This window comes from Clostridium sp. Marseille-Q7071 (assembly GCF_965112025.1).
In genome coordinates this window covers 3,773,288-3,799,119 of sequence record NZ_CBCOPR010000001.1, presented here as the reverse complement: position 1 = coordinate 3,799,119, position 25,832 = coordinate 3,773,288, and the positions used below count along the sequence as shown (strand labels likewise).

General features: G+C 28.6%; 25 protein-coding genes and 1 riboswitch. Of the genes, 19 read left to right on the top strand and 6 right to left on the bottom strand.

All coding sequences use genetic code 11. The features are described from left to right. Positions 1-3 precede the first annotated feature (3 nt). The 5 genes from kdpB (at position 4) to ACWPW7_RS18090 (ending at position 6,751) form a co-directional block, all read left to right on the top strand. Positions 4-2,055 carry a potassium-transporting ATPase subunit KdpB gene (kdpB, locus tag ACWPW7_RS18110; RefSeq protein WP_454055533.1) on the top strand — a complete coding sequence of 684 codons (2,052 nt, stop codon included), beginning with the start codon at positions 4-6 and terminating at the stop codon, positions 2,053-2,055. A 26-nt stretch (positions 2,056-2,081) separates the two neighbouring features. Further along, the gene (gene kdpC, locus ACWPW7_RS18105; protein WP_454054632.1) at positions 2,082-2,720 is read left to right on the top strand and encodes a K(+)-transporting ATPase subunit C; all 639 of its coding nucleotides are present in this window, start codon (positions 2,082-2,084) and stop codon (positions 2,718-2,720) included. Positions 2,721-3,104: 384 nt separating this feature from the next. Then, on the top strand, positions 3,105-4,946 hold the full coding sequence (locus ACWPW7_RS18100; protein ID WP_454054631.1) for an ATP-binding protein: 1,842 nt from the start codon (positions 3,105-3,107) through the stop codon (positions 4,944-4,946). Between the two features lie 54 nt (positions 4,947-5,000). Further along, on the top strand, positions 5,001-5,600 hold the full coding sequence (locus ACWPW7_RS18095) for a response regulator (RefSeq protein WP_454054630.1): 600 nt from the start codon (positions 5,001-5,003) through the stop codon (positions 5,598-5,600). A 23-nt stretch (positions 5,601-5,623) separates the two neighbouring features. Then, complete coding sequence (locus ACWPW7_RS18090) at positions 5,624-6,751, top strand: universal stress protein (protein WP_454054629.1); 1,128 nt, start codon at positions 5,624-5,626, stop codon at positions 6,749-6,751. 106 nt (positions 6,752-6,857) lie between these two features. Here the strand turns inward: ACWPW7_RS18090 and ACWPW7_RS18085 are convergent, their stop codons facing one another. Next, positions 6,858-7,274 carry a carboxymuconolactone decarboxylase family protein gene (locus tag ACWPW7_RS18085; protein WP_454054628.1) on the bottom strand — a complete coding sequence of 139 codons (417 nt, stop codon included), beginning with the start codon at positions 7,272-7,274 and terminating at the stop codon, positions 6,858-6,860. 143 nt (positions 7,275-7,417) lie between these two features. Between ACWPW7_RS18085 and ACWPW7_RS18080 the strand changes: the two genes are divergently transcribed. The 4 genes from ACWPW7_RS18080 to ACWPW7_RS18065 all read left to right on the top strand — a co-directional run bounded on the left by ACWPW7_RS18080 (position 7,418) and on the right by ACWPW7_RS18065 (position 9,978). Further along, positions 7,418-7,864: an Lrp/AsnC family transcriptional regulator gene (locus ACWPW7_RS18080; RefSeq protein ID WP_454054627.1), complete on the top strand. Its 447-nt coding sequence runs from the start codon at positions 7,418-7,420 to the stop codon at positions 7,862-7,864. A 28-nt stretch (positions 7,865-7,892) separates the two neighbouring features. Further along, complete coding sequence (locus ACWPW7_RS18075; RefSeq protein ID WP_454054626.1) at positions 7,893-8,141, top strand: DUF1048 domain-containing protein; 249 nt, start codon at positions 7,893-7,895, stop codon at positions 8,139-8,141. 38 nt (positions 8,142-8,179) lie between these two features. Further along, positions 8,180-8,515, top strand: a complete 336-nt coding sequence (locus ACWPW7_RS18070; protein ID WP_454054625.1) for a hypothetical protein — start codon at positions 8,180-8,182, stop codon at positions 8,513-8,515. Between the two features lie 392 nt (positions 8,516-8,907). Beyond that, positions 8,908-9,978: an immunity protein Imm33 domain-containing protein gene (locus tag ACWPW7_RS18065; RefSeq protein WP_454054624.1), complete on the top strand. Its 1,071-nt coding sequence runs from the start codon at positions 8,908-8,910 to the stop codon at positions 9,976-9,978. Between the two features lie 219 nt (positions 9,979-10,197). Here ACWPW7_RS18065 and ACWPW7_RS18060 read toward each other — a convergent pair whose 3' ends face one another. Further along, positions 10,198-10,386 (bottom strand): hypothetical protein, encoded by a 189-nt coding sequence (locus ACWPW7_RS18060; protein ID WP_454054623.1) that lies wholly within the window; start codon positions 10,384-10,386, stop codon positions 10,198-10,200. A gap of 79 nt (positions 10,387-10,465) precedes the next feature. Then, on the bottom strand, positions 10,466-11,014 hold the full coding sequence (locus tag ACWPW7_RS18055; protein ID WP_454054622.1) for a GNAT family N-acetyltransferase: 549 nt from the start codon (positions 11,012-11,014) through the stop codon (positions 10,466-10,468). 450 nt (positions 11,015-11,464) lie between these two features. On the opposite strand from ACWPW7_RS18055, the gene ACWPW7_RS18050 reads away from it, so the two are divergent. The 9 genes from ACWPW7_RS18050 to ACWPW7_RS18010 all read left to right on the top strand — a co-directional run bounded on the left by ACWPW7_RS18050 (position 11,465) and on the right by ACWPW7_RS18010 (position 19,502). Beyond that, positions 11,465-11,626 (top strand): spore coat associated protein CotJA, encoded by a 162-nt coding sequence (locus ACWPW7_RS18050; RefSeq protein WP_080618899.1) that lies wholly within the window; start codon positions 11,465-11,467, stop codon positions 11,624-11,626. A gap of 12 nt (positions 11,627-11,638) precedes the next feature. Next, the gene (locus tag ACWPW7_RS18045; protein WP_454054621.1) at positions 11,639-11,908 is read left to right on the top strand and encodes a spore coat protein CotJB; all 270 of its coding nucleotides are present in this window, start codon (positions 11,639-11,641) and stop codon (positions 11,906-11,908) included. Positions 11,909-11,911: 3 nt separating this feature from the next. Then, positions 11,912-12,475: a manganese catalase family protein gene (locus tag ACWPW7_RS18040; RefSeq protein WP_039636979.1), complete on the top strand. Its 564-nt coding sequence runs from the start codon at positions 11,912-11,914 to the stop codon at positions 12,473-12,475. Between the two features lie 467 nt (positions 12,476-12,942). Next, positions 12,943-13,623: an ABC transporter ATP-binding protein gene (locus ACWPW7_RS18035; protein WP_454054620.1), complete on the top strand. Its 681-nt coding sequence runs from the start codon at positions 12,943-12,945 to the stop codon at positions 13,621-13,623. Positions 13,624-13,637: 14 nt separating this feature from the next. After that, positions 13,638-16,178, top strand: coding sequence for an ABC transporter permease (locus ACWPW7_RS18030; RefSeq protein WP_454054619.1), 2,541 nt, complete (start codon positions 13,638-13,640; stop codon positions 16,176-16,178). A gap of 158 nt (positions 16,179-16,336) precedes the next feature. Continuing rightward, positions 16,337-17,032, top strand: coding sequence for a response regulator transcription factor (locus ACWPW7_RS18025; RefSeq protein WP_454054618.1), 696 nt, complete (start codon positions 16,337-16,339; stop codon positions 17,030-17,032). A 6-nt stretch (positions 17,033-17,038) separates the two neighbouring features. Next, complete coding sequence (locus ACWPW7_RS18020) at positions 17,039-18,304, top strand: sensor histidine kinase (protein ID WP_454054617.1); 1,266 nt, start codon at positions 17,039-17,041, stop codon at positions 18,302-18,304. A 41-nt stretch (positions 18,305-18,345) separates the two neighbouring features. Beyond that, positions 18,346-18,879, top strand: coding sequence for a phosphoglycerate mutase family protein (locus tag ACWPW7_RS18015; protein ID WP_454054616.1), 534 nt, complete (start codon positions 18,346-18,348; stop codon positions 18,877-18,879). A gap of 404 nt (positions 18,880-19,283) precedes the next feature. After that, entirely contained in the window at positions 19,284-19,502 is a 219-nt protein-coding gene (locus ACWPW7_RS18010) for a hypothetical protein (RefSeq protein ID WP_291580289.1), read from the top strand. 220 nt (positions 19,503-19,722) lie between these two features. Here the strand turns inward: ACWPW7_RS18010 and ACWPW7_RS18005 are convergent, their stop codons facing one another. After that, a complete protein-coding gene (locus ACWPW7_RS18005) occupies positions 19,723-21,417 on the bottom strand; it encodes a glutamine--tRNA ligase/YqeY domain fusion protein (RefSeq protein WP_454054615.1) in 1,695 nt (564 codons plus the stop codon). A gap of 811 nt (positions 21,418-22,228) precedes the next feature. Beyond that, positions 22,229-22,330: riboswitch (purine riboswitch) on the top strand. Positions 22,331-22,361: 31 nt separating this feature from the next. On the opposite strand from ACWPW7_RS18005, the gene ade reads away from it, so the two are divergent. Then, the gene (gene ade / locus ACWPW7_RS18000) at positions 22,362-24,098 is read left to right on the top strand and encodes an adenine deaminase (protein WP_454054614.1); all 1,737 of its coding nucleotides are present in this window, start codon (positions 22,362-22,364) and stop codon (positions 24,096-24,098) included. Positions 24,099-24,153: 55 nt separating this feature from the next. Here ade and ACWPW7_RS17995 read toward each other — a convergent pair whose 3' ends face one another. Both ACWPW7_RS17995 and ACWPW7_RS17990 read right to left on the bottom strand, forming a co-directional pair. Next, positions 24,154-25,380 carry an NAD(P)/FAD-dependent oxidoreductase gene (locus ACWPW7_RS17995; RefSeq protein ID WP_454054613.1) on the bottom strand — a complete coding sequence of 409 codons (1,227 nt, stop codon included), beginning with the start codon at positions 25,378-25,380 and terminating at the stop codon, positions 24,154-24,156. After that, on the bottom strand, positions 25,380-25,829 hold the full coding sequence (locus ACWPW7_RS17990; RefSeq protein WP_454054612.1) for a 4Fe-4S dicluster domain-containing protein: 450 nt from the start codon (positions 25,827-25,829) through the stop codon (positions 25,380-25,382). Before ACWPW7_RS17990 ends, ACWPW7_RS17995 begins: the two co-directional genes overlap by 1 nt. Between the last annotated feature and the right edge of the window lie 3 nt (positions 25,830-25,832).

Below are 25,832 nucleotides of genomic sequence, written 5' to 3'. Positions count from 1 at the left end.
AGTATGAAAAAGAATAAAAAGATTTTAAATAAAGATATAGTTATTACTGCTATTAAGAATTCATTTATAAAGCTTAATCCTAAAATTATGTATAAGAATCCTGTTATGTTTATAGTTGAAATAGGTTTCTTTATTACTTTAATATTAAGTATCTTTCCAAATATTTTTGGTAATGAGGGACAAAATTTACAGATATATAATGGAATAGTGAGCGTCATACTTCTAATCACAGTGCTCTTTGCAAACTTTGCAGAAGCAGTTGCAGAAGGAAGGGGAAAGGCCCAAGCGGAAACTTTAAAGAAAACAAAAAAGGATACAAAGGCAAAGCTTATTTCTAAAAATGGAGCTGTAAATATAATAAGTGCAAGTGAACTAAAAAAAGGAGATATAGTTCTAGTTGAAGTCGGTGATTTAATACCAAATGATGGAGTTATAATTGAAGGAATCGCCTCAGTAGATGAATCAGCTATTACTGGAGAATCTGCCCCGGTATTAAAGGAAGCTGGAGGGGATTTTAGTGCAGTTACTGGTGGAACAAAGGTTGTTAGTGACTGGATCAAAGTTGAAATAATAGCATCTCCAGGTGAATCCTTTCTAGATAAAATGATTAGTCTTGTAGAAGGAGCTTCAAGGCAAAAAACTCCTAACGAGATAGCCTTAAGTACAGTTCTTATTAGTTTAACAATTATTTTTATAATAGTAATAGTTTCTTTGTTACCAATGGCAAACTATTCTCAAGTTGAAATTCCAGTTTCAACATTAATAGCTTTGTTAGTTTGTCTTATACCTACTACTATAGGGGGATTGTTATCAGCTATAGGAATAGCAGGTATGGATAGAGTTACAAAGTTTAATGTTATTGCTATGTCAGGTAAAGCTGTAGAGGCTTGTGGAGATGTAGATACTATGATACTTGATAAAACAGGTACTATTACCTTCGGAAATAGAATGGCAGCAGAGTTTATACCTGTAGGCAAGCATATAATAGAAGAAGTTACAAGATTTGCAGCTTTATCATCTATAAAAGATGAAACGCCAGAAGGAAGATCTATAATAGAATTAGCTAGAAAAAACAATGTTATTATAAATGAAGATGAATATAAAGATAGTCTATTTATTGAATTTACTGCTCAGAGCAGAATGAGTGGTATGGATCTAAAGGATGGAATTAAGATAAGAAAAGGCGCTGCTGATTCTATTAAAAACTTTGTAATTAGTATTGGCGGTAAAATTCCTGAAGATTTAGATAAGATTACAGAAGGAATTTCAAAGTTAGGTGGTACTCCTCTTGTTGTATGTGTAGATAAGCATATACTTGGTGTTATATATCTTAAGGATACTGTAAAACCAGGATTAGTTGAAAGATTTGCAAGACTTAGAGAGATGGGAATAAAAACTGTTATGTGTACAGGGGATAACCCACTAACAGCTGCAACTATAGCTAAAGAAGCTGGAGTTGATGAGTTTATTTCTGAATGCAATCCAGAGGATAAAATTGATGTAATTAAAAGAGAACAAGCTGAAGGTAAAATTGTAGCAATGACTGGAGACGGAACTAATGATGCACCTGCTCTTGCACAAGCAGATGTTGGTCTCGCTATGAATAGTGGAACTCAAGCGGCAAAAGAGGCTGCTAATATGGTTGACTTAGATTCAGATCCAACAAAAATTTTAGAGGTAGTTGAAATTGGTAAGCAGCTATTAATAACAAGAGGAGCGTTGACTACTTTTAGTATATCAAATGATGTCGCTAAATATTTTGCTATCATACCTGCAATGTTTTCTATAGCTATACCACAAATGAATAGTATAAATATAATGGGGTTAAATACTCCAACAAGTGCAGTATTGTCGGCATTGATATTTAATGCCATTATAATACCATTATTAATACCAATTGCCATGAGAGGCGTTAAATATAAGCCAATGAAGGCAGAAAAAATGCTAATGAAAAATATTCTAATATATGGACTAGGTGGTGTAATAGTTCCATTTATAGGTATCAAACTTATAGATTTACTTGTATCACCAGTTTTAAAAATTTTTAGTTTATAGTCTATCTATATACTGGAGGTAATTTTATGAAGAGCATAATTAAAACTTCATTTTTAATGACAATAACATTAATTATAATATGTGGATTTATATATCCACTTTTGGTCACAGGTGCTAGTCAGTTATTTTTTAATGAAAAAGCAAATGGAAGTCTAATTGAGCTTGATGGTAAGATAGTTGGCTCTAAACTTATAGGGCAAGACTTTAAAGATGAAAGATTTTTTCAAGGCAGAGTATCAGCAGTAAATTATAATACTTATACAAAAGAAGATATTCTTGAAGATGAAAATGGGAAAAAAATATTTTCAGGGGTAGCTTCAGGTTCTGCCAATCTTGCACCATCAAATCCAGCACTAAAGGAGAGAGTAAGTAAAGATATAGAGGAATTTTTAAAGAATAATCCAAATATAAATAAAGAAGATATTCCAGCAGATTTATTAACTAGTTCTGGATCTGGATTAGATCCTCATATAACTCCAGAGTCTGCTAAGATACAGTTAGATAGAGTATCTAAAGCCTCTGGGATAGCTGTAAGTGATTTAGAAAAAATAATTGAAAAATATACGGAAGGTAGATCATTAGGTATATTTGGAGAACCTAGAGTAAATGTTCTTTTAGTTAATTTAGAAATTGCTACCATACTAAAAAGTAATAGTAAGTTATAATTAAAGATTTAATATTTATTTTGACTAGGATTATCTTAGGGATGTATTATATTTATTAAATAGGATTGACTTATGTAGATAAAATACCTTAAAAATATGCTATGAAATTAAATATTTCAGCTCACAACCTTAATCGGTGGAGAATTGAAAATGGACAATTGACAATTATGGTGGAAATTAGTTTTAATCAAACTAATTTCTTTAACTAATTATAGGTTTTTATTTGTTAAGAATTAAGAATTTTATAATTGATTTCTAAGCTGCTTTATAATTTCTTGTATTTAATAAAAAGGAAAAGTGCATAAGTCACTTTTCCTTATAAAAATTTATTAAAGAAATTAATTGTGAACTATGCAGTAAAATTAGTCAATCTAAGAATTTGAGGTGATTAATATTAAATCATTAAGAGGCAAAATAACACTAATTTATATTGGGCTTGTAATGATAATTACAATTGTAGGATTAATTTCTGTTTTTAATGTTTATAAGTTAGAACGGTCAATTGATGGATTGATAACTGATAATTATAAAAGTATAGATGCAGCTAATAATATGAATAATTATATAGAAGCCCAAGATAAAGCTATTTTAAAGTATATGCAAAACCAAAAAAAGGAAGCAGTTAATTTGTTTTACGAAAGCAATGATATGTTTTATAAATGGTTTCATACTGAAAGGAATAATGTTACTGAAGTAAGAGAAGCAGAGATTGTTGAAGAACTTAATGTGAATTATATTAATTTTATAAAGCTATTTCCAGAATTACAGGAATACAGTAAAACTCATAATTATGAGCAGATACAATTATTTTATAGAGAGATAATAACGCCAGTGTTAGAAGACATAAAGAAAAATTTAAATGATTTATCAAAGCTAAATGAAGTAACTATGTTTGATAAAAAGAATAGCGCAAAGATAAATGCAGAGAATTCAACAAATATAATTTTAATAGCATCATCAATTTCAACAGCTCTAGGTCTAATAATATCAATAATATATACAAACAAGTATTTAAGACCTATTCATTTGTTAACTGATACCGTAAAGTCTGTAAAAGAAGGTGAAATTAATAAACAAGCTCCTATTATTTATAACGATGAAATTGGAATGCTAGCTACTGAATTTAATAATATGACTAATAGATTATATGAATTTGAGAAAAGTACTAAAGGAACACTTTTAGCGGAGAAAAATAGGTCTATGACTATAGTAAAAAGTATTTCTGATCCACTGATAGTACTTGATGCAAGTTTTAAGATTAAATTTATAAATAATTCTTGTGAGACGTTCTTTAATTTAAAAGAAGACTATGTTCTTAACAAACATTTTCTTCAGGTTATAAAGAATTCAGAACTATATGATTATGCCTTTGAAGTTATAAACAATGATTTAATAGACGATGGAAAAATAATAGATATAGCTATGAAGAATAAAACCTATTTCTTTAATGTTACCGTTACACCTATAAAAGATAAGGATTTGAAGGTTAATGGAGTAATTATGCTCTTTAGAAATGTTACGGAATTAAAGCAGCTAGAGATGATAAAGACAGATTTTATAGGAACAATTTCTCATGAATTAAAAACACCATTAACTTCAGTTATGATGGGAGTAGGTTTGATGTCAGATGTGAATATAGGTACATTAAATCAAAAGCAGAGTAAAATAATTGAAACTATTAAAGAAGATGTTCATAAATTAAATGATCTAGTTTCAAATCTATTAAAAATATCTCAGTTACAATCAGATAGAGCAATATTAGATATAAAGCCTTGTAATATCATAGACTTAATTAATAATTGTGTAAATAACTATATTAGTCAAGCTGAGGAAAAACAGATTAATTTGCATTATGAAGTATGTGGGAAATTACCTAATATAATGGTTGATGAAGAAAAAATAATTTGGGTTTTAAATAATTTAGTCTCAAATGCAATTAGATATACAGAGAATAAAGGGAAAATATTAATAGGAACATATACAAAAAATGAAGAAATGTATGTATATATAAAAGATACAGGAAGAGGAATACCAGAACAATATTTAAATAAAGTATTTGAAAAGTTTGTCAGAGTAGAAGGCTTTGAAATATTACCTGAAAGCAATGGACTTGGACTTTCTATTGCAAAGGAAATTGTAGAGGTTCATGGAGGGGAAATTTGGTGTGAAAGTAAGTTAAATGAAGGAAGTATATTTACTTTTACATTGCCTATTGAAGAAGATTAAATGTCTAGATATTTTTAAAGATAAAATTGAGAGTAATATTGAAGGAGTGCCTGTATGAAGAAAGTTTTAATTATAGATGACACCAAAAATATAAGAACACTCTTAACTACATGCTTAGAGTTGAGAGATTATGAGGTTTTAACAGCAGAAAATGGTAAAGTAGCACTTGATATTTTGAAGGAAAAAAAAGAGGAAATTGACTTAATATTTTTAGATATAAGAATGCCGGGAATGAGTGGAACAGAGGTTTTAAAGAGTTTACGAAATTATGGGATTTCTTGTCCAGTAATAATAATGACTGCTTTTGCTACAGTAAAAAATGCTGTAGACTGTACTAAATTAGGTGCAGTAGCTTATCTTCAAAAGCCTTTTTCACCAGATAGAGTAAATGGGATTCTTGATGAAATCACAGAGAATACTTCAAATGAAAATAGAACTAAATCTAATCTTAGAGATGTTGAACTATATCTTTCAAAAACAAAATCTCTAATAAATGAAAAGAAATATGATGAAGCTTTTGAAAATATTAAAACTGCATTATCCATTAATCCATATATAAAAGAAACCTATTATTTAATTGGACAAATTAATGAGAATACAAACAATGATATTCAAGCAAAAAGATTTTATGACATAGCGAAATTGTTTGATTAGATAAGTATTTAGGATGTGAAGTTATGAATACAAGGACACCGGATTACTTTCTTAAAGAATATGAGCGTTCTACTAAAGGCCGGCTTAAAATATATGTTGGTGCGGCACCAGGTGTAGGTAAGACCTATCAAATGCTTAGAGATGCCAATGAAATGAGACAAAGCGGTATAGATGTAGTTATTGGCATTATAGAAACTCATGGAAGAAAAGAAACTATTGAGCAAATTAGTGGTTTAGAGATAATTGAGTCGAAGGAAATTAAATATAAAACTGTGATATTAAAAGAATTGGATTTAGAAAAAATTATTTTAAGAAAACCAAAAGTTGTTATTGTGGATGAGCTAGCGCATACGAATGCACCTAAATCAAAAAATAAAAAGAGATATGAGGATGTATTAGAGCTTATTGAAAATGGAATAAGTGTTATGACCGCTGTTAATATACAACATCTAGAGAGTTTAAAAGACTATGTTAACAGAATGACAGGAGTTAAAATTAGAGAGACTATTCCAGATAAAATGCTAACAATTGCTGATGAAACAAAGGTGATAGATATTTCTCCAGAAGGTATCAGAGAAAGATTAAGAAAAGGTAAAATTTATAGCGAAGATAAAATTCATTCCTCTTTAAATAATTTCTTTCGTCTTGGGAATTTGACTGCTTTGAGAGAACTTTCATTAAGGGAAGTGGCGAATGAAGAAGATGAAAAACTAACTAACTATAAAAATGAAAAAGAAGTGGATGGATTAGTAGGTGCAAAAGAAAAAATACTTGTTTGCGTTAATCTTAATTTTAATGCAGAGTATTTAATAAGAAGAGGATATAGGATAGCTAGAATGCTTAAAGCTGAGTTATTTGTAATGTATGTAAAAAATAAGCATGACCATGACAATGATGGAGAAACAGTAAAAAAGTATAAAGAAATAGTTGATTTATGTAAAAGGTTAGAGGGAGAGTTTATAGTGAAAGTGTCTAAGAATCCTGCTTCACCAATTATTAAATATGCTAAAGAAAATTCTATAACACAAATAGTTATAGGCCAATCAGCAAGAACTAGATTTCATGAGATAATTAAAGGATCTATTGTAAGAAAAATAATGAGAAAAGCTAAGTATGTAGATGTTTTAGTTGTAGCTGATCCACAACATTAATTTTGAGTTTAAAGATAGAATTCCAATAGGAATATATTAAATATTCTTATTGGAATCCTATCTTTAAGTATCCAGTTTTTCATAAATTCTATAATTATATATAATCCTACAATGAACAGTTAGGCTGCAAATTTAATAATGCTCCATATTTTTGGCAGGCAGTTACAAAGCATATGAAGGCACAAAGCTCAGAGATTTCTTTGTCACTAAATAATGATTTTAATTGGGTAAATAATTCATCATCCACTTCTACATTTTTTGAAAATATATCTGCTAATTTAATCGCTAATAGCTCTTTAGGTGTCTTCATAGAATTTGATGGCTTACCTTTAGCCATACAGTAAAAGCATCCATTATTAAAGGCAAGAGTACGTCTTATTTCTTCTTTTAATTCTCTACTAAAAGTATTAGAGTTAAATAAAGCATCTTCTAGATTGTTCCATTCTTTAAGGATATTTTTGTTATGACCTAATAGCTGTTCAAAGAGGGTAGAACCTTCAGTAGAAAAATTTATTCTTTCCATATTATCACTCCTTTAATATTCTGTTGACTTATTTTTTATATAAATATTATATAGTGAATTTTATTTATTTTGTATTTTATATGACATATAATTTTAGTATAAACATATCAAATGAAATAATTATTTTAAGGAAGTGATTACAAATGAAAATAGATGAGATTGATATAATGATTTTATCAGAATTACAAAAAAACAGTCGGCTATCTATAAGACAACTATCGAAACTTATTAATCTTTCACCACCTTCAATTACAGAAAGAATAAAAAGGCTTGAAGATAATGGAGTAATTGAGGGATATACAATAAAAATAAATAAAAAGAATATAGGTTTTCCTATAGATTGCATAATAAAAGTAACAATGAGGAATGGCGAATATGAACGATTTAAAGCATTTATAAAAGAGTATGAACGAAGTGAGTGGTGTTATAGAGTTGCAGGAGATAGCTGCTTTTTAGTAAAGCTATCAATATCTTCATTAAATGAAATAGAAGAATTTATAAATTTAATATCTTCATATACTATAACTTCCACTATCGTTGCTTTTTCTAGTGTAGAGATAGATGATAATATTACTAAGTTTTTTAAGTAGATATTTTTAAATTAAGCAATAAATAAAATTGAGGGAACAGAAAAAGTTAAATGATACAAATTTGTGTTTATATAAGCATATAACTTCTTATATTCAAATTTGCAGTAATCTAGAATTAGATGAGAAAGAGGAAATTTTGCAGCAAATTATGGATATGATATTACAAGCTCAGTTTGAAAATAAATCTGTAGATTTATTCATTGGAAAAGATTACGAAGTATTTTGTGACTCAATCGTTGAGAGTTTAATAATAGTAGAAATAAATATTATAAAATAGTTGATTATGTACAAAAATATTTATTATGGATTACGCTAGTGGTAATTATAATTGGAATTTCTAATGTAATTAATGGTGATTCTTTAAATTTAACTATAAATTTAGAACAGTTCATATGGTCAAATGCTATGGCTTTATTATTAATACCTAAAAGAATTAATGTTAGATTTAACATTAAAGATGAAAGGTTTGTATCTAATGTGGTTACTTTTTCTATCATTTTTGCTTTGATAAATTTAATAATCAAAAAACTTTTAGGTGCAGAGATTATGAAATATAGCATTAGTTTAATTAATAATATTTATTATTTACCTTTTATATTTATAGCAATTGGGATAATAGAAATGTATAAAAGATTATCTAGTAATAAATAGTTATTAATATTAGAATCAAGAGATTATTAATAGAATAGAACACCTAAAAATCCAAGGTTAAAGACAATTCATTAAATGCAGAATCATTAATTGTACAACATATTATAAATTAATTAAAGTTATATTGGTATTTAGATTTAAATACTAATATATTTTGATAGTAAAGAATTTTAGTGAAACTATCTAAATACGATTTAGGCGAAAATGTTGTTTGGATTTCTACACGCTTTTGAGAAGTAACAAATATTTGTAAGTTATTAATTTCTTTTGCGATTCTTTTCATTGAAGGACTTGTGATGACATAGTAAAATATATGCATTGATAAAAGTAGATTATTTATTTAGAATTATAAAGATTATTTATATAATCTAAATCAGAGGAGAGATAAAATTATGCATGATACTTTTCGGAAGATTTTCGAGAAAAATTTAGAGTTATTGAATAAACCAATTGTAACCCAAAGAATCAATGAGCAATTTGAAGTGAATGGCAAATACATTGTACATAAAGTTGGTGAGGTGTATCTACCCACTGGACAAGTAGTGATAGGGGATCCACTTTGTTATTTGGGGACGAAATTTCGTTGCGCAGCGAATAAAAGGATTGCGGTAGGAACTTATCCGGTATATTTATCTATTTTAGACCATGAAGTATTTGGAATGCGATATTTATCAGCTAAACTTGCTATTACAAATCAAGAACCTGTTCGTTATGAAAGAGTGATGAATGAAGGTCAGAAAATAGAAGATGAGGGGAAACCAGGTGTTATCAGTGGATTTGGAGTAGAGACAGGGCTAGGTAGTTTTTGCGACAGGCAGACTGAAGAGTTATATAGTAGATTTTTGGAAAAGTGGCACAGTGATAATGTTGGCAGTAATCATTATGATGATTACTTTGACAGTTTTTTTGCTGAAAGCTATCAGAAAGAGCCAGAATATCAACGCGAAGGTGGGGATTATCTGGATTGGAGTGTGCCTAATACCCGTAATAATATTGTTATGTTTGCAAGCGGATTTGGTGATGGCTATTATGATTCCTATTGGGGAATGAATAAAAATGATGAGATATGCTGCCTTGTGACACCTTTTATTGATCCGGAAGCATATGACATACCAATGCCTGAAGCTCCGATAAGAAAAAGATATTATCCAGTAGAGGGTGGCTTTCAAAAACTTGTGGATAATAATATGGGCTGCATTGCTACAGACAGGATCACAGTGGACGGTTGTAAGGTAGATTACATGTACCGGGAAGAAACTGATTTTGAAGGGGACAGTGGTTGGCGCTTCTTTGGGGGAGGAGAGACACAGGAATATCTCGATAATCCAAACAATTCAGGTATATATGGATTGAATACAATTGCTAATTATGATAGTGGCATAATTCCATTCTTGGAAGCCCCAGTTGGAAAGGCTTATTATCGGGATAATGACGGCAAGTTGTATGAGGATACTAAAAGGTAATAGGGATAGCAGAAGTTTCCATGTATAAGAATATTAGCAAGTAATTCACATGTTTAAACATATGGAATTTCTTGATTTTTGTCTTCAGCTAAAAACTGAAAAATTTGCTCATTAGTGCTATATTTCCAAACCACGAACTAATTTTTCTGAAGGTCCTGCACCAGAGCAGCTATATGTTTTTACAGATGTTGAAACTGAAATAGAGTATAAGAAAATACTCTATTTTAATTTCAGTAAAGTGATTTTTAAATCCTTTTTTACTAAAGGAACAGAAATAATCATAGCAATAACTCCAATAAATACATATATTAAACTAAGAGTTTCTTTTGGCATGAGAATAAATAATCTACTTAATATTATAGCCATTAGTAGAATTCTTCCTACTATGATCCATATCTTATCACACATAAAATGAGTAAAAATCTATGTATCTATTGCTTTCATTTATAAAATTAGTTTTACAATTTGTAATGAATGCCTCCGCATTTTAATGATCCGAAATTCTTCCCATTATAACTGTATTATAATAATTTCCATCCTTGTGAATACGATCTTTTATTAATAACCCTTCTTCTATAAATCCATATTTTTTATACAGTTGAATTGCTTTTGTATTTGTTTCTACTGCAACTAATGAAATTTTTTCTAATATTGTGGTGTCTGCCCAAGATAATATATTTTCTAGCAGTATATTTCCAATTCCGTTACCCCAATACTCCTTTAAAATCCCAATACCTAATGATGCATTATGCTTAAATCTACTTAATGTATTTCCTTTACAAAGGGCAAGTCCTATTAATTTTTCTTCAACTTCTGCAACTAAAAATAAACTATTATCTGATATTGAATTTTCATAAATCATTTTTTCAAAATCTTCTGGAGTAAGAAATCCCTCTCCTGGTTCGCGGTCGAAATTTTCTGTTTCTCCGTCTAATTGAACTCTTAATTTAGATAATTCTGCTCCATCACCTTTCGTAGGGCAGCGAAGTATCCATGTTAGGCTCTTTCCTATTATTTCTTTATTTTCAATAACCATATTGAACCTCCAATAATCATATTTATTTTAGAAAATAATAGATAATACTCTTTAGAAAAAGTATATGTAGCAAAAGCTTCAAAATTTTACATGAAAATATATACCTTATAATTTTATAATTCTTAATTAAGAACTGTCAATTAGAAATTGCAGAATTTCTACTGATTAAATAAGGGACGGTTCATTATTTTTTATTAAATTTTTAATTTAGCAATTTTTTAAGTTAATACTTTAATAAATTTTATTCTAATTTTGTATAAATTGTAATGAACCCTCCCTATTACATTTAAACTTAAAAGGATTTATCATTAAAAAAGTAGTGCATTTAATTTTGCACTTTAAATATATTTTAAGTATATTTTGAGATAAAATTATATTATTTGTAACATTATGGATATTAATAACATAACATGGTTATTAGCTAGTAAATAACGAAAGGATGTTAAATTAATGCATGATCATGACAAATGTAAGATTGTAAAAGTACAATATGCAAGAGCATATGTATTACCTCAAGTTTATGAAAATTTATTTTCAGTTAGAGAGGCTTTTAAAAGAGGTACAATTTTTAAAGACCTTTATCAACCATATAATAAAAAATCTATATGTTAAGAGGTGAATACTATGCATGCAAATGAACTATTAAATACTATTAGAGAATATCAATTCTATGCTATAGAGCTTAATTTATTTCTAGATAATTTTCCTCATGATGAAAAGGCAACAAAGGATTTTAAAATTACATCTCATAAATTAACTTGTTTAATTAATGAATATGAAGAGAAATTTGGTCCACTTACTAATTTCGGTTCCGCTTTTGTAGAAAATCCACCACTTTGGGTAAAAGACCCATGGCCATGGCAAAGAGAACAGAATAGAGGGGAGGAAGAGTAGAGTATGTGGTATTATGTAAAAACTTTAGAATATCCAGTAAATCTTAAATCTAAAGATCTTCAAATGGCGAAATTTCTTATATCCCAATATGGTGGACCGGATGGTGAATTAAGTGCTGCACTTAGATACTTGAATCAACGTTATACAATGCCTACAGGAAAATCTAAAGCATTACTCACCGACATAGGAACAGAGGAGATGGCGCATGTTGAAATTATTGGTACTATGGCATATCAGCTTATGGAAAATGCAACTGTAGAAGAAATTAGAGAAGCTGGTCTTGGAGGTCATTATACTGATCATGGAAAAGCAATATTTTATACAGATGCTACTGGCAATCCATGGACAGCAACTTATATACAAGCTAAAGGTGATGTAATTGCTGATCTTCATGAGAATATGGCAGCAGAACAAAAAGCAAGGGCAACTTATCAGTGGTTAATAAATTTAACAGATGATCATGATATAAAAGAGATATTAAAATTTTTAAGAGAAAGAGAAATCGTTCATTTCCAAAGATTTGGAGAAGCTTTAGTTGATGTCCAAGAAAATATATGTTCTAAATAAATCTAATTATATTGTATAGAGAAATAATAATTTATATATAATATATATTTTAAAAAATTATATTATTTGTTAATCTGCCAATATTTTAAAATTATTTTGGCAGATTTTTATTTTTTGGTTTTTATATGTTTATATTTAATTTTATTATTTTTATAAGAAGCTTTGATTTTAGCATTTTAAAATTAGTATCTTAATAATGTTAACTATTTTAAACTTATTAATTGTAATGAACCGTCCCCATATCTTACAGATATGTAAGAGTTCATCTTCTATGTGTAAGGGAATAGTTATTGTTATAAAGTAGCTGTAAAAATATAATAAGATTATAATTTGAGGCATAAAAAACAAAATATACAAAAATAATAACTAGTTATTTTTGAAGAGACTTTATAATATGAGAGTTAAGAAACTAGTTTTTAGATATTAAGATTTATATTGATGATAAAGTTAAAAGAGAGGGATTTAACATGGAAATACTAAAGGTTGAAAATTTATCAAAAGTTTATGGCGATGGTAATAATAAAGTAGAAGCACTTAAAGACGTATCTTTTTCTATAAATAGAGGAGAATTTACTGCAATAGTAGGGGCCTCTGGCTCAGGAAAAAGCACATTACTTCATATGTTAGGTGGTCTTGATAGACCAACTTCAGGTAAGGTTCATTTAGATGGAGAAGATATATATAAATTAAATGAAGAAAAATTAGCTATATTTAGAAGAAGAAATATAGGATTTGTATTTCAGTTTTTTAATTTGATACCGGTTTTAGATGTAGAAGAAAATATATCACTACCAGCTTTGCTGGATAAAGAGAAAATAGATGAAACATATTTGGATGGATTGTTATGGATGCTTGGATTAAACGATAGAAGAAATCACCTGCCTTCAGAATTATCTGGAGGTCAGCAGCAAAGAGTTTCCATTGGAAGGGCATTAGTAAATAAACCATCTATAATTCTTGCAGATGAGCCTACTGGAAATTTAGATAGTAAAAATAGTAAAGAGGTAATAGAACTTTTAAAACTTTCTTCTAAAAATTATAATCAAACACTAATAGTTATAACTCACGATATGAGTATATCAGAGCAAGCAGATAGAGTGATAACCATAGTAGATGGTGAATTGAAATCTGATGAAAGAATTGGATAGAAGGAGGAAGTATTGTGAAAAGCTATAAAGATATAACTAATAAATATTTAAAGCACAATAAAAAAAGAACTGTATTAACGATTTGCGGAATAATACTTTCAGTAGCACTTATTACATCTATAGGTTTATTTATAAAAAGTATGCAAAATACTTTTATTCAAGATTCTATAGATGGTAATGGTTCATTTCATATTGCTATTACTAATTTAAATAATAAGGATTATGATAAAATTAAAAATAATCCTAAAATAGAAAAAGTTGGACTTAGGGAGCAGTGGGATAAAGTTCCTTTGAAATCATCAAAGTCTATAGAGTTAGTGAAACTTGATAAAAATGCTTTAGAGCTTTTACCATATAAAGCTGTTGAGGGAGAAATTCCAAAAGCAGATGGAGAAATAGCCTTAGAAAGTTGGGTATTAAATTATATTGATAATACCCCTAAGCTAGGAGATACCATAAAATTACAACTTGAAAATGGTAAATTAGAGGAATTTAAAATTACGGGATTAATTAAAAATAATTCCTATAGTCAATTGAGTGGAGCATCTACAGGAGTTGTTTATTGTGATAAATTTGATATGGAAAAATCTCGAATATTCGCAACTATATCTAAAAAGGCGGATATTTCCGATACAGTAGAAGAATTAAAAAGTACATTTAAAAATATATCAACTAATGAAGATTTATTAAGACTTCTAGGAAAAGGACAAAATAAATCTATAAATAATAGTTTAAATCATATAGCTGGCCTGATAATTACTATAGTAATAATAGCAACGATAGCAGTTGTATATAACTCATTTCAAATAAGCGTAGTTGAGAGAATAAAACAATTTGGACTTTTAAGAGCAGTAGGTGCAACTCCAAAACAAATAAAAAAAATAGTATTAAGAGAAGCTACTTTAATAAGTTTAATAGGAGTTCCACTAGGAATTTTATGTGGTATATTCGCAATGTGGGCTATAGCTCAGATATTTAAAATTATGTCTAGCAGTGCTTTTGGGTCCTTAGATGTGGTTATATCTTACAAAATATTAGGTATAAGTGCAGTAGTTGGATTAATTTCAATATATGTATCGGCATTAATACCAGCAAGATTTGCAGGAAAAATATCTCCTCTAATAGCAATTAGCAGCAGGGCTTCTATAACAAAAGAAAAGATAAAGAAAAATAGAGGCAAATTAGTAAAGAAATTACTAAATATAAATGGATTAATGGCTTTTAAAAATATAAAAAGAAATAAAAAGAGATTTAGAATTACAGTATTCTCGATGATAATAAGTGTTACATTATTTATATTTTTCACCTCTTTTATAAATATGACTGTTAATTTTACACCACATAAATCAGAAGATGAAAAAAATAATTTTGAGATTATAAGCTTATTAGATGATAATTGGCTTTTAATAGATGGAAAAAGTACTATAACTGAAGACATAATAAATAAAATAAAAAATAATAATGAAGTTAAAGAGTTATATGTGGACTATGAAAATTATGTGTCGAGAGCAGTAATTTCAAATGATAAAAAAGAAAAGGTAATAACTGAAGCTGCACCACATACATATAATAAAACAAATTTTAATGGAGAAGAAATGACTTCATTAGATATACTCTTTGATGTATATGATGATATAAAGCTTAAAAATACTGAAAGTTATATAACTAGTGGCAGAATAGATAAAGAAAAAATGATTAAAGAAAATGGTGTTATACTTGTAAAGAATCAGATGTTTAGAGGGAAAGATAAATACTATGAACTTCCTCTTACCAATTTAAAAGTTGGAGATAGCTTCTATATTTATAAGAATGCGTCTATTATAAATACAAAAAATTTAAAAGAAAATAATGAAATAAATAATTTTAATAAAGATAATATGATAAAAGTTAAAGTATCAGCAATAGTAGATTATGCACCATATCCTATCTATGGTAATCCAAATCACTTAAAAATAATAACTTCAAAAGATGTTATGAAAAATATATCTAATATAGATGTAGGAAAAATTCCATATAAATCCGCAGGGATAATATTAAAGGATGAAAAAAAAGAAAAGGAATTTGAAAAGTGGATTCAACCTTTGGGGGACATGAATGGAATAAAGGTTATGAATACTAGTAAAGAAGCAGAAGAGACCAGAGCTAACAATCTTCAAATAAATATATTATTATATGGATTTGTAGCAGTAGTATCACTGATTGGAGTAGTAAATATAATAAATACTATAACTACTAATTTAATCTTAAGAAGAAAAGAAATTGCATCATTAAGTGCATTAGGAATGACTTATAAAAACATAAGATCAATGATTTTGACTGAAGGAATTCTTTACGGTGTATATGGTTCATTTTTGGGAGCTATTCTTGGAACAATACTATCATATTTTATGTCATCTTCAATGATAGGTATAATGGGATTTAAATGGGGCATTCCTTGGAAAACTATAAGTATTGCTGCTGGAGCGTCTATATTTATAGGGGTGATAGCAGTAATAAAGCCTTTAAATAGAATTAAAAAAGAAAATATTGTTGAAGTAATAAGAGGAGAACAATAAATAAGTTTATAAATTTATTCAATACACAATTTAACAGTTTATTGATTAAGAATTAAAGTTTACTTTAGAAGCTCTGTAAAAATATGGAACAGAGCTTTGTTTTTTTTATATAATTTTATATAATCATTTTATAAAGTTAAATAGGAGGGATTAAATTTATGAATAGAATACTTCTTGTAGAAGATGATGAAGGTTTAGCTTTAGGCATTGAATTTACACTTAAAGATGAAGGCTTTGAGGTTACAAGAGCTGAAGATGTAGAAGAAGCTCTAAAGGTTTTTAATGAAAATGAATTTGATGTGATCATATTAGATGTAATGCTTCCTGATGGAAGTGGTTATGATGTATGTAAATATATAAGAGGCAAAAGTGAAGTTCCTATAATATTCTTAACTGCTTGTGATGATGAGGTAAATATTGTTTTAGGATTAGACATTGGAGCAGATGATTATATAGTAAAACCATTTAAGGTAAAAGAGCTTATTTCAAGAATTAAGGCCATTCAAAGAAGATTTAGAAATGAAGTTTATAAAAAACATATATTTAAATCTAAAGATATAGTTTTGGATACAGAAACTGCAAAAGTTGAAAAAAGGGGAGAAGAAATAATACTTTCTTCGCAAGAGTACAAACTTATTTTAAATTTTATGATGAATCCTCAAAAGTTGATGAGTAGAGAAGAGATACTAGATAAATTAATAGATGGCTCAGGAGCGTATTTTGATACAAATACTCTTTCTGTATATATAAAAAGAATTAGAGAAAAAATAGAAGACGATTCCTCAAATCCTGAATATATAAAAACTAAAAGAGGTCTTGGGTATGAGTGGCATTTGGAAGTTGAAAAGGAGTAGTTAGGCATGACTAAATATTTTACTAATCCAGAACTAAAAAGAAGTTCATTAATTATTTTAGTATTAGCCTTTATTATGTTAATAACATCTTTTTTTATAATGAATAGAAGTTATAATAAGATAAAAATAAATTACACAGAAAGCACCATGGCTTTAGTAGGTGAAATAATTAAAAATCACCCAGAATTAAGTGATGAAATAATTCCTGTAATAACAAAAGGGGCTAATGAAGAAAGTATAGAAGTAGGTAGAAAAGTATTAAGTGAATATGGCTTTAATGAAAATTTAGAAATAAAGTTTATACCAACAATGAATGATAGTTATAATATGGCTTTAAAAGGTATACTTAGCTGTTTAGTAATATTTTTCATTATTATATTTTTACAAAATTCTATTCAGTATATAAGGATTTATAAAATCCTTGAAAGGCTTATAATGGCTGCAGAAAATATAGTAGAATACAATTTTGATATTGGAATTTATGAAAATGCAGAAGGGACTTTTGCAAAACTTGCTTACTCTTTCAATAATATGAGGGTAATTATAAGGAATAATTTTTTAGCTATACAAAAAGAGAAAAATTTTTTAGTAGATATACTTTCAGATATTTCACATCAGCTTAAAACACCTATATCATCTTTAATAATATATAATGATATACTTTTAAACAGGAATTTGGATGAAGAAAAGAGAAAAGAATTTTTAGAAAATAGTGGGAAACAATTAAATAGAATTGAATGGCTTGTAAAAAGTTTACTTAAAGTTGCTAAATTGGATGCTGGAGTAATAAAGTTTGAAAAACATAATTATGATATAAATGAAACTGTGAAGGATGCTGTTGAAGCACTTCAAGGGACAGCAGAAGAGGAAAAAATAAACCTTATATTTCATAAAAAAGATTCCCAAATTATGATGGCACATGATTCAAACTGGCTTAGTGAAGCAATTATAAATATAGTTAAAAATTCACTAGAGCATACAGCAGAGGGCGGAGAAGTAGAGGTTTTTACAGAAAGAACACCAGTGTGTATTAGAATTATTATTAAGGATAATGGAGAAGGAATTCCTAGAGAAGAAATCTTCAATATTTTTAAGAGATTTTATAAAGGGAAGAGGAGTAAGAAAACAGAGTCAGTAGGAATTGGACTAGCTCTTTCTAAAGCTATAGTAGAAAGTCATGATGGGATGATTGAAGTTAATAGCAAAGTTAAAGAGGGGACTATTTTTACCATCACTTTTTTAGCTACTAATTCAAATTTGGAGATTCTATAAAATATATTTTAAAATTACAGGAGAGAGCTAAAGGGGATATTATGAACATAGGATTGATAAGACACTTTAAAGTAGAGTGTGATAGAACTTTATTTATGACATCAGATGAGTTTGAGGCATGGGTAAAGAAATATGATGAAGATGATATTATAGAAAATGACATAGACTTAGGGCATATTAAGTGGGATAAATGCTTCTCTAGTGATTTGCATAGAGCTATTAAAACTGCTGAAAGCATATTTACAGAAAAAATGGTAAAAACTTACTTGTTAAGAGAAGTACCTATATCACCAATATTTAAAAGTAATGTTAAATTACCATATATATTTTGGGCCATAAGTGGAAGATGCGCATGGTTCTTTGAACATAAATCTCAAAAAGAAAGTAGAAAAGATACGGAAAAGAGAATAGATGAGTTTTTATCTAATATAGATTTAGACTCAAATGAAAATATATTAATTGTTTGTCACGGATTTCTTATGAATACATTACAAAAGAAACTTAAAAACAGAGGATTTAAAGGAAAAACTGTAAAAAGACCTAAAAATGGTACATTGTATTTATATACAAAATAGTTAATAGTATTAGAGCAGGTTTAAATAATAGAGTGTGGATTTTACCACACTCTATTTAATTTGTTAATAGTAAATAATTAACCCAATAATTAAAGCTATTTCTTATATGTGTTTAATGTTAATTTGATAATTTTAACCTGTTTATGGATTGTTTTACATAAAAAGTAATGATATAATTTACGGTAAGTTCAGATCCGCTAAATGTAGTACGGTTTCGTGGATTCAGAACAAGTACTTTATTTTCAAGGAGGAGTTTTTATGAAAAGCAAACATCTTATGTTAAGTGTGGATTAGCGTTAAGTATTGTTTTGACGTCAAATTTTTCAGCTTTTGCACAAGAAAATGTACCAAACAATAATAATCAAAAGTTTTAGAATTAAGACAGGTAAGGGTGGAGAAATTAAATGAAGATAGATTCAAAAAAAGCTATTTTGTGCATTATTGGCTGTATTTTAGGTGTTTTAATTATGGTAGCTCCAATAATAATTACAGGTCGTTTATATGATGAAAGTAAGATATTAGGAGGACTTCTTGTTAGTGAATTCATTATGAGAACCCTATCATTAATTATTGGATTTGGGGTTATTTATGATGCAATTAAAGTGTATTTTAAAGAAGGTTAATTCTTTAAGTTTTATATGAGATAGTAAAATCAGCTGTGTTGCTACAAGTATTGAATTTAGCATTAAAATAGGTATAAATTCTTGATGTAACTGAGTTTATACCTATTTTTGTGGATATTTTCCCATTAAATGGGCATAGCTTAATGATATTTGAATTAGCTTATATTTTCAATATAATATTCATGAGAGGATACATATCCATTCATTTATAAGTGATAATCTATAATTTCTTATTCCAAGAATCTTTTAGGGGTACTATTCTGTTAAATACTAGGTTTTTATCAGAAGTATATTTTTTATCTACACAAAAGTATCCATGTCTAATAAATTGATATTTGTTTTCTATAGGTGCATTCTTTAAAGAAGACTCTAATATACAATTTTTAAGTTTTATTAAGGAAGTTGGATTTATTCTTTCCTCCCAAGGTTTTGAGTTATCCTTTAATAACTCTTCATCAGAAATCAATTTATCATAAAGATGTACCTCTGCCTTAATTCCATGATTAGTTGATACCCAATGAATTGTTCCTTTAACCTTTCTACCAGTAAATCCAGAACCGCTTTTAGTTTCAGGATCATAACTGCAAAGTAGTTCTGTTATTTCGCCAGTAGATGGGTTTTTAACTATATCTTCACATTTTATAAAATAGGCTCCTTTTAATCGTACTTCTTTGCCAGGCGATAATCTGCGGAATCCCTTAATTGGATTTTCCATAAAATCCTCTCTTTCAATATATAAAGTCTTTGAGAAAGCCAATAATCTAGTTCCTAGCGATGGATTTTCACTATTATTTTCAATTTCTAAATAGTCCACTTTATTTTCATCATAGTTAGTTATAGTAACTTTTAGCGGATTTAAAACTCCCATAACACAATTCACTTTAGATTTTAAATCTTGACGTAAAGTGTGTTCTAGCAAGGAGATATCAATGGTGCTTTCATTTCTAAATACACCTATTTGTGATAGAAAATCTTTTATACTTTCAGGTGTAATTCCTCTGCGGCGTAATCCTTTAAGGGTAGGTAATCTTGGATCATCCCATCCATCCACATAACCACCAAATACCAGTTCTCTTAAATATCTTTTGCTAGTTACAACTCCAGTTAAATTTAGTCTTCCAAACTCTCGTTGTTTTGGTGGTTCTTTTATGTCAAGTTCTTTTAAGAACCATTCATATAAGGGTCTGTGATTCTTAAATTCAATGGAACAAAGAGAATGAGTAACGCCTTCTATTGCATCTTGTAATGGATGGGCAAAATCATACATAGGATAGATACACCATTTATCGCCAGTTCTATAATGATGAGCAAAGTTTATTCTGTATATTACAGGATCTCTAAGATTTATATTTGGTGAAGACATATCTATTTTAGCCCTTAAGACCTTTGAAGCAGCAGGAAATTCACCATTTTTCATCCTTTCAAATAAATCAAGGTTTTCTTCTATAGTCCTATTTCTATAGGGACTGTTTTTTCCAGGTGTAGTTAGTGTACCCCTATATTCCTTTATTTTTTCTGGTGTTAAGTCACAAACATATGCCTTTCCACGTTTTATTAATTTAATAGCAAATTCATATATCATATCTGAATAATCAGAACCATAATAAATTCTATCTTCAGTATAAAAGCCAATCCATTTAATATCCTCAATAATAGCCTTTACATATTCAATATCTTCTTTTAGTGGATTAGTATCGTCAAAACGTAAGTTGAATTTTCCACCATATTTATTAGCAATACCATAACTAATACTAAGAGCATAGGCATTACCAATGTGAAGGTAGCCATTTGGCTCTGGTGGAAAACGGGTACAGATATCTCTGCTAAAGCTCTTATTTTTAATATCTTCCTCTACAACTTTATCTATAAAATTTTGAACAATTATATTTTCATTTTTATCTGTTGAGTGACACATTTTGAATCCTCCCTTTTATAAAAAATAATGGTATTAGGCATCTGAAAGAAAATAATAGATCAAAGATGTTAGTATATTTTAAGCATATGAAATAAAATAGCTAGTTAAAGATGCGAAATATATTTTCCATCAGACAAGAAGACAGGTTTTCATGATAGTTTAACTATCATAAAACTCTGACGACGCAGTATGATGGAAAATAGGCTAATATACTGGTCTATTATTTTTTGAAGATGCCTTAAAATTAAATAATAAAAAAACTCTCACCTCCAAGACTTATTAGTCTTGGGGACGAGAGCTACTATCTTCGTGGTGCCACCCCAATTTATCAATATGTTGCCATATTAACCTTATCAGGTACGGTAGTGCTTAAATAACTTTAAGTTAAAATAAAATTAAACTACTTATACCTTAGCTCTGTAACAGGAGCTCCTGTCATAGCCTCCCCCTTAAAGTAAATTTTACATTCCTTAAAGGATCGGTATGAAGCTCAGAGGCTTGTTTCGATAGGGCATCTAAGGATGCCTAAACTTTTCTTTGCCTTTTTTCAGCTGCCAAGGCTCTCTGTAAAAGAAATAATTTATCTACTCTTCTCATCATTGCTTTATTATAGTATGTATTTTTTAACATATTTTATACTATTCAAAGTAATCTGTCAATGATACAAGGTTATACAATTGAGAATTGAAAATTGATAATGGACAATTGAGGATACTTCTCTTTTGGAGAGAAGTTTAAAAGTGATATACTAGCTTTTTATAGAAAATTTATTAAAGGAAATAATCTTTTGACAAAAGTAGGAGATTTAAATATAATATGTAACAATAACCTTTGTATAGGCCCGATAATAAGGTTTGGGTGTTTCTACTATACTACCGTAAATAGTATAACTATGAAGAAGTAATCCACGAAGGTTAAATATTTTTAAAGGGTGGATTGTTTTAATGAACAAGAGAATTTTTAAAGAACAAATTAGAGCGGCAGCAAAACATGAAACATGTGATTTAGTTATTAGGAACGTAAATATTATAGATGTATTCCAAAATGATATATTTACTAGTGATGTAGCTATAAAAAATGGATATATAGTAGGATTAGGAAATTATGATGGACAAACTATTATTGATGGTACTAATAAATATATATGTCCAGGACTTATTGATGCACATGCTCATATAGAGTCTTCTTTAACAACTCCAAAGGAATATTATAAAGCAGCACTTATTCATGGAATAACTTCAATGGTCACAGATCCTCATGAAATCGCAAATGTTTTAGGTGTTGAAGGCATAGAACTTATGATGAAATTAAGTGAGAATCTTCCTTTAGATTTCTATTTTATGCTTTCTTCCTGTGTACCAGCTACTAGCTTTGAAAGTTCTGAAGCAAATTTAGAAAGTAAAGATTTAAAACCATTTTATAATAATGACAGGGTACTAGGTTTAGCTGAAGTTATGAATTTTCCAGCAGTATTAAATTGTGATGATAATATGATTAATAAAATATGGGATGCAAAAGAAAAAGGGTTAGTTATAGATGGGCATGGTGCAGGATTTGATGAAACTATGATTAATGTCTATACAACTTCTAATATTACAACAGATCATGAATGTCATAATGGGGAAGAGGTTATAGATAGATTAAGAAGAGGTATGTATGTACTTATAAGAGAGGGGACTGTAGCAAAAAATCTTAAAGAACTGATTAAGGTTACTAGTATAGCAAATTCAAGAAGAATTTGTTTTTGTACAGATGATAAACATATAGATGATTTAATAGAGAATGGTAGTGTAGATCATTCAATTAAAATGGCTGTTAAACATGGATTAAAAGCTGAAACAGCAATACAAATGTCTACCTTAAATACAGCAGAATGCTACAACTTAAAACATAAAGGCGCTATTGCTCCAGGATTTATAGCAGACTTTATAATATTAGATGATTTGGAGAACTTTAAAATAAATTCTGTCTATAAAAATGGACAGTTGGTAGTAAAGAATAATAAATTAATAAATGAAGTAAAAAAAGATGAATATACATATGATATTAAAAATAGTATCAACATTCCTAAGCTTACTGAAAAAAGTTTTGAAATTGATTTAATAGATAAAAGTAAATTAAATGTTATTGAGCTTATACCAAATAAATTAGAAAGCAATAATTTAAACATAAATATTGATGAGTTAAGTAATAAAGAAAAATTTATTGCTGATATAGAAAAAGATTTAATTAAAATAGCAGTTATAGAAAGACATAAGGGAAATGGAAATATCGGATTAGGCATTATTAAAGGTTTGAATATTAAAGAGGGGGCTATAGCCACTACTATAGCACATGATTCTCATAATATGATTGTTAGTGGATGCAATGATGAAGACATGATTTTTGCTGCAAATGAGCTTCAAAAAATAGGTGGAGGCATAATAGTAGTTAAGAATAAAAGTGTTCTTGCATCAATCCAACTTGAAATTGCAGGGCTTATAACCAGCAGGATTTTAAATGAAGTAATTTCAGATTTACATAAGCTACATGAAGCTATAAATGAAATATCGCCAAATATAAAATTTAATCCATTTCTAACACTATCTTTCTTATCATTACCAGTAATACCGGCTCTAAAGATAACAGATAAGGGTTTATTTGATGTTACTAAATTTAAGTTTATAGAAGTAGCTGAATAGTTTATATTTAAAAAAAACTTCCCATAAAATATGGGAAGCTTCTAAGCTTTAAAGCTTAGATATATTGAAAATCGCCTTTAGGAGTGGTGTTGAAGAAGTCTACATATCCTATATTGAATATGTTTTTATTAATATTTTTTATGTTAATTTTGTCGCTTATTAACTTTGTGTATACTCCTATATATGCGATATCTCCTTGGAATATAGCACCATATATAATGCCGTCTTTTTCTATTATCTTTTTATAAACTTTTCCATCATCATATATATGAACATTAAAGCTATCATCTGGTGGATTAGGTATGCCTAGAGATACTGTATCAATTTCAAAGAAGTTCATAGAGTTTTTAAATCCAAAAAGATCTTCTATTTCTTTTTCTCTATTTGCCATATTGTGTGCTGCAACTATTCCTTGTTTTACAGCTAAAGGCCATATGCCTGGCTTTCCTGCACAGACATCACCAGCAGCATAAATATTGGTTTCTTTAGTTTCACATTTAGAATTTACCATAATTCCTCTGTCAAATTCAATAGTAGTGCTACTAATAAAGTCTGCATTTGATTTAACTCCTGCTGCAACTATTGCCATATCAGCATCTATCACAGTACCATCATCTAATAACAATCCTTTAAAATTACCATTTTCATTTAATAAAGCACTTTTAGCAAGGTGACCAGTGAATATTTTTGCACCTCTTTTTTGTAATTCATGCTCGTAAGCTTTTGCAGTTTTTTCATCTAATTGAAGTGATAAGATGTTTTTACCCATTTCAATTATGTATACTCTAATTCCTCTTTCTAATAATTCAGTTGCCATATCAATTCCTATTAGCCCACCGCCTATAACTACAGCAGATTGACAGTTATGAGAGGCTTTATCAATAGCCAAGGAATCCTCTAAATTTCTTAAAGTAAATACATTTTTAGCTTCTCTTAGATTTTCTACAGGAGGAATAACCGCAGAAGAACCTGTAGCTATTAAGAGTTTATCATATTCAATTAGAGAATTATTATCAAGAATTACTTGTGATTTTTTAGGGTCAATATTAGATACAGAAACTCCTTTTATCCAATGGATATTATTCTTTTCAAAAAAAACTTTTTCAATAAAAGAAAGACTTTCTATATCTCTTTTTTTACTTACATAGAGGTGAAGCATACATCTAGAATATACATTTTCATCCTTAGAAATAATAGTAATATCACCTGTTTTATCTAAGCTACGTAAAGTTCTTGCAGCATTAATACCAGCGGCACTGGCACCTAATATTACATACTTCATTAGTTATTCACCTCCACTAGATATATTGCCTCAGTAGGACAACTTTCTACGCAGCGAGGAGTTCCTCTATCTTTGCACATATCACATTTAACTATAATTTTTTTAGTATTCTTATCAGGTTTTAGAACCCCATATGGGCATGACATAATACACATAAAACAAGAAGCACATCTATTTTTATCATAGTTTACTATGCCTAAATTTTCATCTTTAGTCATAGCACCACTCATACAAGTAAAGACACATTCAGGTTCACTGCAGTGGCGACATATAATAGGTGCAGGACTTAAATTTTCATTAAGTTCTATATGATTTCTACTTTCATTAGAAGTATCTTCTAAGTCTAAATCATAAATAGACTTTCCACTTTCATTATGTTCTGCCATACATCCTAAAACACATCCAAGACAAGCCATACATTTATCTTTGTCTATCATTATTCTTTTCAATTT